Here is a 10,832-nt window from a genome sequence, read left to right as displayed (position 1 = left end):
GAAAGCACCGACACGATCGAGCTGCGCCTCGCTCAGCCAGGCGAGAAGCTCTTCGAAATCGGCTTCGGTTTCGCCGGGGAAGCCGACGATGAAGGTCGAGCGCAAAGCGAGGGTCGGGCAGATCGCGCGCCACGCCTTGATGCGGTCGAGCATCTTGCTCTGATCGCCGGGGCGCTTCATTGCGCGCAGCACCGAGGCGCTCGCATGCTGGAACGGAATGTCGAGATAGGGGAGGACGATCCCATCGGCCATCAGCGGGATGATGTCGTCGACATGCGGGTAGGGATAGACGTAGTGCAGCCGAACCCAGGCGCCGAGCGATCCGAGCTCGCGGGCGAGATCCAGGAACTTGGTCTTGACGTCGCGGTCCTGGAAGCGGCTCGCGGCGTAGCGGACATCGACGCCATAGGCGCTGGTGTCCTGCGATATGACGAGCAGTTCCTTGACGCCGGCTTTCACCAGCTTTTCGGCTTCGCGCAGTACGTCGCCTGCGGGGCGTGAGACGAGGCGACCGCGCAGATGGGGAATGATGCAGAAAGAGCAGCTGTTGTTGCAGCCCTCAGAAATCTTCAGATAGGCGTAATGCCGCGGCGTCAGCTTGATGCCCTGATCGGGCACCAGCGACATCAGTGGATCATGCGGGGCAGGCGCCGCCTCGTGCACGGCGCGGACAACGCTCTCGTAGGCCTGCGGTCCCGATATCGCGAAGACGTTGGGATATTGCGCGGTGATGGCGCCGGGATCCGCACCCATGCAGCCGGTGACGATGACCTTGCCGTTGACGTCCAGCGCCTCGCCGATCGCGGCGAGCGATTCCGCCTTGGCGCTGTCGAGGAAACCGCAGGTGTTGACGATGACGAGATCGGCGCCGGCGTGGGTCTTCGTGAGCTCGTAGCCCTCCGAGCGCAGCTGCGTGATGATCCGCTCGCTGTCGACGAGCGCTTTGGGGCAGCCGAGCGAGACGAAGGAGATACGCGGCGCGACGGCGCCGGGCAGCGGAAGGACGGAAGCAGGAGAGGGGATGGACATTCAAATGCAGTGCCACGGGCGCGGTCGCCGCGCAACGCCGTAGCGCGGCGCGGCGCGGACAGGCGCTGCGCGTCGCGAACGAAAAAACCCGGCTCTCGCGAGCCGGGTTTTCTGAAGGATCAGGTTTGGGACGCCTCGGCAGAGCCGAGGCAAACCATTCAGTAGCGGGCGACGACCGGAGCCAGAACGGCCGGGGTGTCGAACTTGTAGCTGAAGCCGACCTGGGCGCGCTGTTCGGTCTCGTGGTGACGAACCGCCGAGAAGAACGCAGGCGAGAGATCGGTGAAGCTGCCGAAGTCGCTGTAGCGATATTCGGCGCGCAGCGACCAGTTGTTGGTGACGGCGTATTCCACGCCGCCGCCGACCGTCCAGCCGACCCGGGTGTGCGACAGGCTGTCGTTGCCGCCAAGGAAGGTGGTGTAATTGGTGCGGAAGTCGGCGAAGGCCGCGCCGCCTGTGGCGTAGAACAAGGCGCGGTCGACGGCGAAGCCGAGGCGGCCGCGGATCGAGCCCTGGATGTTGTTACGGATCACAGCCGCGTCGGGACCAGCCAACGCCACCGTGCGGCGGTAGTCGGAACCGTCCACGTCGCCTTCGACGCCGATCACGCCACCGGTGCCGAAGACGCCGCCGAACAGCGGCAGGGACTGCGTCGAGAAGTTGTAGCCGACGTGACCGCCGCCGATGATGCCATTCGGGCTCGACGAGAACGGGCCCGTCGCGACGATACCGGCGTTGTCACGACCGAAGCCGTAACCAACCTGGCCACCGATGTAGAAACCGGTCCACGAGAAGACGGGGATGGGCGGGGGCGCGTACACCGGGGGAGCCCGACGCGACGGAAGGTCGGCTGCGAAGGCCGTACCGGAGAGTGCGGCAAGCGCCACTGAAGACAGAAGAAGTTTACGAATCACGCTTGAGTTCCCTTCGGTGCGGAATGCGATGTCCGATAAATAACGGAATGAGCCTCCCCGACAATTACTAATCGCCCTCGGATGGGGTGCGGCGGGCTCTATCCCAGAGGGTGTGACCAAGAGGCCACGAAAACGTGTGCAGTTTGTCTGTTTTGACATCTTTGAGACCTGCGGTGGCGGGATTTTGGATCTTCAGACAAGCATTTTTACACCTCGCTGCTCTTGGCTTGACTGATGTTGCACTGCATTTGAGCGACCATGGGTCGAACCGGGATGGCCTCCAGGTATTGTCAACTGTCCGGTTCCGATCGGTGCAATGTCTGCCGAAGACCGGTTCGATCAGGACGACGCGTGCGTGATCTCTTGGGTGTCCATCGGCTCGAACGGGCCGTCATCTTCCCAACGCGCGGATCTGTCCTTAAACAGCCTCCACCACCCCTCAAGGAGTTCCTTCATGACCGTCAAGCCGTTCCGAATTCTGATTCTCATGCTCGGGCTTGCGACAACTGGCGTGATCGCCTCGACGGCGGCCGTCCGGGCGCAAGACGACGATGCGGAGAACTACACGATGGAGGAGGTTCAGGCCTGCTCGGGTGACGCGATGCGGTTCTGCCACGATGCCATGCCGGACGTTCACAAGATCGAGTCCTGCATGCAGGCGAAGAAGTCTCAGCTCAGCAAGGCATGCCAGGCGATGTTCAAGAAGTAAGGTCGGGCATTTCGACACGTTCTAGATTTCGGTCGCTTCGCGCGATCCTTTCGCCGCCGCCAGTGTTATGCTTGGCGGCGGTCGCATTTGACGACAGGCGGCGGTGAGAGTGGAGTTGCTGTGACCGATCGCGTGCCATCTGCCCTGGCTTGTGTTTGTCTCATGTGCTGCGGTTGCATGGTTGGACGCATTTAGATGCGTCAGCTGTTCGCACCGGGCGCCGATGCGATTTTTCGGCTGTCGCTCCTGGTCATCGGTGCCGGCGTCGTCGGCTTGTTTCTCGTCACCGCCGGCTTTTCCCGCTCGAGCTACGTCACCGGTGTCGGTGTGGCGCCGGATCAGCCGGCCCCCTTCAGCCACAAGCATCATTCCGGCGAGCTGGGGATCGACTGCCGCTATTGCCATCAGGGCGTGGAAAAGCTCGCGACCGCCGGCATCCCGCCGACCTGGACGTGCATGACCTGCCACTCGCAGATCTGGACCGGCGCCAGAATGCTGCAGCCGGTGCGCGACAGCCTCGCGCAGAACAGGCCGCTGGAGTGGACGCGGGTGAACAAGCTGCCATCCTACGTCTATTTCAATCATTCGATCCATATCGGCAAAGGCGTCGGCTGCTCCACCTGCCATGGCGAGATCACGGCGATGCAGCTTACCTCCCGCGCCAACGCCTTCGAGATGGGGTTTTGCGTGAATTGTCATCGCAACCCGCGACAGTTCGTGCGCCCGCAATCGGAGATTTTTGACATGACATGGGCGCCACCGGCGGATCAGGACAAGCGCGGCCCCATGCTCGTCGCGCAGTATCATATCGGCCGGCCGGACCGGCTGACCGACTGCTCGATCTGTCACCGCTGATGACCGCGCGGCACGATCCCCAGGCTGTCGATCTTGCAACGATCCGGGAAACGCTCGCGAGCGGGCAGGGCCCCACCTTCTGGCAGAGTTTCGATGCGGTAGCCCGGACCCCGGCATTCCGGCGCTTTCTCGAGCGGGAATATCCAGCCGCGGCGCATCTCGCCGCCGGGCCGGACCGGCGCGGTTTCTTCAAGTTGATGGCGGCCTCCTTCGCGATGGCAGGCCTTGCCGCCTGCGATGCCGGCGACGATGGGCGCGCCAAGGAGGTGGCCTATGTCCGGCAACCCGAAGGGCTGGAGCCGGGTGTGCCGCTGAGCTACGCGTCCACGACCGTCATCGACGGCTATGCCAACGGCGTGCTGGTGACGACGGTGAACGGGCGGCCGATCAAGATCGAGGGCAACCCCGACCATCCCTGGAGCCGCGGCGGCACCGACATTTTTGGCCAGGCCTCGGTGCTCGGCCTCTACGATCCCGCCCGCTCGCAGGCGGTACGCTATCTCAATCGCATTTCGACGTGGGACACGTTCCGCGCCGCGATGATCGGCCCGGTCGCCGCGCTGCGGGCCGACCAGGGCCGTGGCTTCCGGATCCTGACGGGACCCATCACGGGTCCGTCGCTGATCGCGCAGATCCAGGCTCTGCTGACGGATTTTCCGCAGGCGCGCTGGCACATGACGCCGCCGGTCTCGCAAGGGGGTCTCGCCGAAGCGTCGCAGACGCTCTTCGGCCGGCGGCTTGACACGCGCTGGCACTTTGACCGCGCTCGCGTGGTCGTCGCAATCGACGGCGATTTCCTCGATCCCGGTCCCCAGCAGGTCGGCCTGTCGCGGGCCTGGGTCGAGGCGCGCGACGCCAGCGCCGGCCCCCTGCTGACGCTGCACGCGCTCGCCGCGACGCCGACGCTGACGAGCGCCAAGGCGGACTATCATCTCGCCGCGGAGCCCCGCGACATTGCCGCGCTCGTCGACAGGCTCGCCGCCGCGGTCGACGCGCCGCCGACCGCCTCCGACGGCAGGACCGCGCAATGGATCGCCCGGGCCGCCACAGCATTGCGCGACGCCAAGGGCGCGGGCCTCGTCCTTGCCGGAGCGATGCAAAGTGCCGCCGTCCATGCGGCAGTGCATCGCCTCAACGCCGCGCTCGGCAATATCGGCACGACGGTGACCTTCACCGAGCCGGTGCTGCCGGACGCAGGCACGGTCGACGGCCTCGTTGACGCAATGGCCGCAGGCGACGTCTCGACGCTGCTGATGCTGGAGACCAACCCGGTCTACACCGCGCTGAGCGATATCGGCTTCGCCAATGCGCTGGCCAAGGTGACGACGAAGATCTACGCCGGCCTCTATGTCGACGAGACGGCGCTGCGCTGCGACTGGCATCTGCCGCTCACCCATCCGCTGGAATGCTGGGGCGACGCCCGCGCCGTCGACGGCACCGCGAGCCTGATCCAGCCGACGGTCAAGCCCTTCTACGACGGTCGCTCGGCAGCCGAAATTCTCTCTCTCCTGTTCGACGGCGAGGCGCGCGACGGCTTGGCGATCTTGCGGGCGCATTGGCAGGGTTCGCAGAATGCCGCGACCTATGAGCCGATCTGGCGCACGGCGCTGCTCGACGGGTTCTTGCCCGGCACCGCGTCGCCGGAGGTGTCGCCGCCCGCGCTCGCGCCCAAGTCGGCCGATGCGCCCGGCGCGCCGCTGGATCTGCGGCCGGACACGGTGACGCTGCTGTTTCGGCCGGACCCGACGATCTGGGATGGATCGCTGGCCGCCAGCGGCTGGCTGCAGGAGCTGCCGAAGCCGTTGACCAAGATCGTGTGGGAGAACGTCGTCGCGATCAGCCCGGCGCTGGCGCAGCAGCACCAGCTCGAAAACGGCGATGTCGTGGCCTTGGCGCTGGACGACCGGAGCCTCGACGTCCCCGTTTGGATCGTGCCCGGTCAGGCCGCGCGCACGATGACGCTGACGCTCGGCTACGGCCGCCGTGTCACCGACACGATCTTCGACGGCCTCGGCTACGACGCCAATGTCATGCGCGCCAGCCCCTCGCCCTGGCTGACGGACGGCGTGAGCCTGACGAAGACCGGCCGCAAGGCCGTGATCGCCACGACGCAAGACCATAATTCCATGGAGGGCCAAAACTTCATCCGCGTGGCGCGCGACGGCGACGCGCCACAGCGCCAGGGCGAAGGGGTGAGGCCGAGCCTCTATGGCGCCGCCGACAAGCCGAAGGACGAGCGCGCCTGGGGCATGGTGATCGACACCGATCGTTGCACCGGCTGCAACGCCTGCGTCGTCGCCTGCCAGAGCGAGAACAACATCGCCGTGGTGGGCAAGGAGCAGGTCGCGATGGGCCGCGGCATGCACTGGCTGCGCGTCGACCGCTACTATTCCTTGGCGAAGACGGACGGCAACGGGCTCGACGATCCCGATACCCATTTCCAACCCGTGCCCTGCATGCAGTGCGAGCTCGCGCCCTGCGAGGTCGGCTGCCCCGTCGAGGCGACGCTGCACGACAGCGAAGGCCTCAATCTGATGGTCTATAACCGCTGCGTCGGCACCCGTGCATGCTCCGGCTATTGCCCCTACAAGGTCCGGCGTTTCAACTACCTCGATTATTCCGGCGGCGTGGCGCCGTCGATCCAATCCGGTCGCAACCCCGACGTCAGCGTGCGTTCGCGCGGCGTGATGGAAAAATGCACCTACTGCGTCCAGCGCGTCGCCGAGGCGCGCATCACGGCGGACAAGGCGGGCGCGCCGATCAAGGACGGCACGGTGCAGACCGCTTGCCAGAGCGCCTGCCCGACGCGCGCCATCACCTTCGGCGATCTCGCCGACAGCGCGAGCGCCGTGGCCGCGAAACGCAACGACCCGCGCAATTACGATCTTTTGGGCGAACTGAACCTGCGCCCGCGCACGACCTATCTGGCCGAGCGCGCACCGCGTCTGCCGGCGAAGGAGGGCTAGATGATAAGTCCTTCTTCCACCCGACCAAAACCTTTGGTGTCAAGCATTATCGCCCCGGGCCAGACGTTTGAATCGATCGGCGGCACGATTGCGGACATCGCCTTCACCCATCCGATGCGCCGGCGCTGGTGGGTTGCCTTCGCCTTTTCGCTTGCCCTTGTCGGCGTGCTCGGCGCGGCGCTGCTCTGGCTGTTCATCGAAGGGGTCGGCGTCTGGGGCAACAACATCCCCGTCACCTGGGCGCTCGACATCGTCGCCTACGATTGGTGGATCGGCGTCGCGAGCGGCGGACTGCTCGTCTCCGCGCTGTTCCAGCTGCTCGGTGCGGAATGGCGCTCCGCGCTCAACCGCATCACCGAGACCGTATCCCTGATCGCCGCGGCGGCGGCGGCCGTGTATCCGATCATCCATCTTGGGCGGCCGTGGTTCTTCTACTGGAACCTGCCATATCCCAACACGCTGCTGCTGTGGCCGCAGGTCCGCAGTCCGCTGTTCTGGGATGCCGTCGACATTTTGAGCTTCCTCGTCGTCGCGCTGGCCTTCTGGTACATCGGGATGATCCCGGATTTCGCGACCTTGCGCGACCGGGCGATCGCGCGCATTGCGAAGAAAGACGACAAGGGTCTGCTGCGCGCGCAGCTCTACGGCATCGTCGCGCTCGGCTGGCGCGGCTCCGCCCTGCACTGGCACCGCTGGACGCAGGCCTACCGCATCATCGCGATGCTCGGTGTCGTGCTGGTGGTTTCGCTGCAAACCGGCGCGGCGGTGATGTTCGCCGGCTCCGTCGAGCCCGGCTGGCACGATACGCTGCTGCCGGTCGCCTATCTCTTCGCCGCCATCTTCAGCGGTGTCGCCTTCATCGCCGTCGCGACGGTGCTTTTGCGCGCGATCTTCGGCTTGAGCGCGCTGATCACGCCGCGCCATCTCGACGTGCTCGCCAAGCTGCTGCTCATTCTGGGCCTGCTCAACCTCTACTGCAACGCGACGGAGTTTTTCGCCACCGCGCTCGGCGGCGATGCCTACGACGCCGGCGTGATGCATCGCCGGATGGTCGGATCGCAGGCCTGGGCGTTCTGGACCATCGCTTTGGCCTCGCTGCTGCCTGTGCATCTGTTCTGGTTCGCCGCGATACGCCGCTCGTCGCTGGCGCTCTTCGTGGTCGGCCTGCTCGTGGCGCTCGGCCTCTTCGCCGACCACTTTATGGTCATCGTCGTCACGCTGCAGCACGACTTTCTGCCCTCCGCCGCCCATCCCTATACGACGAGCATCTGGGACATCGCGACCTTCATCGGGTCGATCGGCCTGTTCCTCGCGCTGATGCTGCTGGCGATGCGCTATCTGCCGCTGGTCTCGATTGTCGAGATGAAGCGCCTGGCGCAGTCTGTCCATGGGAGGCGCCCGTGAGCGCCAAACATGCCAGCCCGGCGCCGCTCTATGCGGTGAGCGCGGAGTTCGCCTCGCCCGAGGCCGTGCTGGCCGCCGCCCGCGCGCTCCGCGGCCAAAACCTCGGCCGGCTCGACATCCACTCGCCGGTTCCGCTCGACGGCGCGATCGAGGCGCTCGGTCTCGCGCCGCGCGCCATTCCGCAGATGATGGCGGTGGGGGCCTGCATCGTCGGCTTCGCCGCGATGATGGGACTGTGCATCTACGCCACCGCCTACGACTACGTGTTCAACATCGGCGGCCGCCCGCTGATCAGTTGGCCGGCCTTCATGGTGCCGAGCGTCTCCTTCGCGACTCTGCTCGGCGCCGCCGCGGTGTTTCTCAACATGACGTTCCTCAACCGGCTGCCGCTGCTCAACCATCCCGCGTTCAATATTCCGAATTTCGAGCGGGCGACGCAGGATCGCTTCTTTCTCACCGTCGAGCCGCGGCACGATGTTTTCGATCCCGTGGCCGTCGAGAGGGCCTTGGCGCGCCTGGCGCTCCGTGCGGTCGCCGTACATCGGGTGCCGCGATGAAGCGCGCGATGCTGATAGCCTGCGTGGCCTTGGCTGGCTGCGACCAGGCCAACATGGTGTCGCAAGGCAAGTCGCAGACCTGGGACAAGGACACGTTCCTGCCGCAGGACGCCGCAATGCAAACGCCGGTACCGGGCAGCGTGCCACGCGACCAGCCGAACCAGCCGGTTGGCCAGCCAACCAGCATGACACCCGCGCTTCTTGCGCGCGGCCACGAGCGCTACGACATTTTCTGCACGCCATGCCATGGGCTCGCCGGGCAGGGCGATGGCATGATCGTGCAGCGCGGGTTCCCGAAACCGCCGGCGTTCACGGACGACCGCCTGATGAGGGCCAAGGCACAGTATTTTTATGACGTGATCAGCACGGGCCGCGGCACGATGTACAGCTATGCCGAGCAGGTGCCGCCGGCGGACCTCTGGGCCATCGCCGCCTATATCCGAGCGCTGCAGGTGAGCCAACGCCCGACCTTCGCCGATCTGCCGACTGAGGATCAGGCCAAGCTGATGGATCCGGCAAAATGAGCCGCGTCATCCTCATCGGTTTTGGTGTCGGCGTGGTGGCGCTCGGCCTTGCCGCGCTGCTCGGCGGCGCGGGCACTGACCTCGCGCGGTCCGGCCTTGCGGCATGGCTCGTCGTGATGGCGCTACCGCTCGGCGCCTTGCCGGTGCTGATGCTGCTTGAGCTCGCAGGCCTCGATGCGATGCCGGGAACGGCGGCGCTGCGTGGGCTGCTGGCGATCCTGCCGCTCGCCGCGCTCCTGGGGGCGGTCGGCCTGGGCTATGAGGCGTTTGCGCCCGGGCAAGGCTTTGCGGCTCTCTATGGCTGGAGCGACGTATCTGGCGGGTTTGCCGCGCGCTGGTTCACGCCGGGCTGGTTTGGGGCCCGCACAATTCTTTACCTGGTGATCTGGGTCTCTCTTGCCGTCGTCTTCATGACGCCTGCAGCGCGGCCCTGGGCACGACGGCGGATGATCGCGGCGTGGGGGCTTGCCCTGCATCTCGTCATCGGCACGCTGGCGGCGATCGACTGGACGCTATCCCTCGATCTCGGCCCCAACGCGTCCGTCTTCGGACTTCTGCTGATGACGCTGCAATGCGCTTTTGCGCTGACCGTCGCGCTTCTGGTGGCGGCGGGCGGGTCGACCCGCCCGCTGCGCTTGATGACGCTCACTGCGGTCGCAACCGCAGCATTCCTGCAGTTCGAGCAGTATCTGGTGGTCTGGTCGGCCAACCTGCCGCGCGAGATCGTGTGGTACCAGCATCGCCTCGGCGGTCTCGGCTCTGTCCTGTTCATCGCCGCGCCAATCATTCTGATCGTGGCCGGAGTGGTGTTGGTGCCAACGGGACTCGCCGCCCGGCGCTGGCCGCTGCTCGCCGCGGCTGGTCTGCTTGCTCTGCTCGAAATCGCCGACCTGCTGTTGCTGGTCACGCCGGCATGGCGGGGGACCTTCAGCGTGTCCGCTCTCGATCTTCTGGCGCTCATCGGTGTCGCGGGCGTCCTTGGCGCCGGTGCGCTGCTCATCTCGCGACGCGTGCCGGAGGCCCGGCATGGTTGAGCGGCGCACAGCCTCACGCGGCCTGCGTTGGGCCGCCGCCGCTGCGGTTCTGGCGGCGGGCGGTGTCACCCTGTTCGAGCGGCTGCGTATTCGCCACAGCGGCAAGCCCGTTCAACTGGCGACGGGTCGCGGGCGGCCGCTCGATCCGCCGAGCGCGATGGCGTTGGCGCACGGCTACGAGACCGTCGATACCAACGTCCGGGCGCTGGTCATCATCATCGCGGTCTCCGTGGCGCTGATCATCGGCGGCCTCGCCGGTGTCTTCACCCTCTATGCTTCCTTCGCCCGGCAGGACCGCGCGAGTGCCCAGAGGATGACGGCCGAGCAGAAGGCGACGATCATCCCGCCCGAGCCGCATCTCCAGTCCAACCCCTACCGTGATCTCAACGCCGCGCTCATGGAGCAGACCCAGGTGCTCACGACCTACGGCTGGGCGGATGCCGACCACAAACAGCCGCGTATCCCGATCGATCGGGCGATGGCGCTCGTCGCCGGCAAGCCGTTGGACGGCCAACCGTTGGCCAAGCAACCCGTTGGAGCCGCGCCATGAACGGCGAGACCAATGCCCTGGCGATCTGGCCGCAATCGGCCTCCGCGGCGGCGGGGCAGGCGGATTATCTCATCCTCGCCTTCACCGTCGTCACGCTGCTGCTGACGGTGCCGATCTTCGTCTCCATCACCTATTTCGCCTTCAAGTACCGGGCGGGGCGCAAGGCCAATCGCAAGACGTCGGACAACCGCAGCGTCGCCATCGAGCTCTCGTGGATGCTGATCCCGTTCGCGCTGACGCTCGTCTTCTTCGTCTGGGGCGCGTACTTGTTCGCGCAACAGAAGAACGCG

General features: G+C 66.2%; 10 protein-coding genes and 1 pseudogene. 9 read left to right on the top strand and 2 right to left on the bottom strand.

Translation table 11 applies throughout. The features are described from left to right. Together rimO and GSQ79_RS08495 are read right to left on the bottom strand one after the other, a co-directional pair. Positions 1 to 1,029: 30S ribosomal protein S12 methylthiotransferase RimO (gene rimO, locus GSQ79_RS08500; protein WP_246725203.1), on the bottom strand; the 1,029-nt coding region annotated here is incomplete at its 3' end. A 158-nt stretch (positions 1,030 to 1,187) separates the two neighbouring features. Continuing rightward, entirely contained in the window at positions 1,188 to 1,943 is a 756-nt protein-coding gene (locus GSQ79_RS08495) for an outer membrane protein (RefSeq protein WP_158808288.1), read from the bottom strand. 454 nt (positions 1,944 to 2,397) lie between these two features. Between GSQ79_RS08495 and GSQ79_RS08490 the strand changes: the two genes are divergently transcribed. The 9 genes and pseudogenes from GSQ79_RS08490 to GSQ79_RS29400 form a co-directional block, all read left to right on the top strand. Then, on the top strand, positions 2,398 to 2,652 hold the full coding sequence (locus GSQ79_RS08490; RefSeq protein ID WP_158808287.1) for a hypothetical protein: 255 nt from the start codon (positions 2,398 to 2,400) through the stop codon (positions 2,650 to 2,652). 195 nt (positions 2,653 to 2,847) lie between these two features. Continuing rightward, complete coding sequence (locus GSQ79_RS08485; protein WP_158808286.1) at positions 2,848 to 3,507, top strand: cytochrome c3 family protein; 660 nt, start codon at positions 2,848 to 2,850, stop codon at positions 3,505 to 3,507. Then, the gene (locus tag GSQ79_RS08480; protein ID WP_158808285.1) at positions 3,507 to 6,473 is read left to right on the top strand and encodes a TAT-variant-translocated molybdopterin oxidoreductase; all 2,967 of its coding nucleotides are present in this window, start codon (positions 3,507 to 3,509) and stop codon (positions 6,471 to 6,473) included. The genes GSQ79_RS08485 and GSQ79_RS08480 overlap by 1 nt, the downstream gene beginning before the upstream one ends. A 36-nt stretch (positions 6,474 to 6,509) precedes the next feature. After that, the gene (nrfD, locus tag GSQ79_RS08475; protein ID WP_246725202.1) at positions 6,510 to 7,877 is read left to right on the top strand and encodes an NrfD/PsrC family molybdoenzyme membrane anchor subunit; all 1,368 of its coding nucleotides are present in this window, start codon (positions 6,510 to 6,512) and stop codon (positions 7,875 to 7,877) included. Further along, positions 7,874 to 8,434, top strand: a complete 561-nt coding sequence (locus GSQ79_RS29405) for a DUF3341 domain-containing protein (RefSeq protein ID WP_246725201.1) — start codon at positions 7,874 to 7,876, stop codon at positions 8,432 to 8,434. The genes nrfD and GSQ79_RS29405 overlap by 4 nt, the downstream gene beginning before the upstream one ends. A gap of 8 nt (positions 8,435 to 8,442) precedes the next feature. Continuing rightward, positions 8,443 to 8,958: a cytochrome c gene (locus GSQ79_RS08470; protein WP_246725200.1), complete on the top strand. Its 516-nt coding sequence runs from the start codon at positions 8,443 to 8,445 to the stop codon at positions 8,956 to 8,958. Then, positions 8,955 to 9,992, top strand: a complete 1,038-nt coding sequence (locus GSQ79_RS08465; protein ID WP_158808283.1) for a hypothetical protein — start codon at positions 8,955 to 8,957, stop codon at positions 9,990 to 9,992. The genes GSQ79_RS08470 and GSQ79_RS08465 overlap by 4 nt, the downstream gene beginning before the upstream one ends. Next, positions 9,985 to 10,542: a hypothetical protein gene (locus GSQ79_RS08460; RefSeq protein WP_158808282.1), complete on the top strand. Its 558-nt coding sequence runs from the start codon at positions 9,985 to 9,987 to the stop codon at positions 10,540 to 10,542. The genes GSQ79_RS08465 and GSQ79_RS08460 overlap by 8 nt, the downstream gene beginning before the upstream one ends. Beyond that, positions 10,539 to 10,832, top strand: a pseudogene (locus GSQ79_RS29400) (cytochrome c oxidase subunit II); the annotation flags it as partial. The gene GSQ79_RS08460 and the pseudogene GSQ79_RS29400, both read left to right, overlap by 4 nt.

Origin of the sequence: Beijerinckia sp. L45, from assembly GCF_009765775.1 — a bacterium.
Taxonomy (GTDB): domain Bacteria; phylum Pseudomonadota; class Alphaproteobacteria; order Rhizobiales; family Beijerinckiaceae; genus RH-AL1.
Note: the sequence above shows the minus strand (reverse complement) of the source record. Positions and strands in the feature narration are given on the sequence as shown.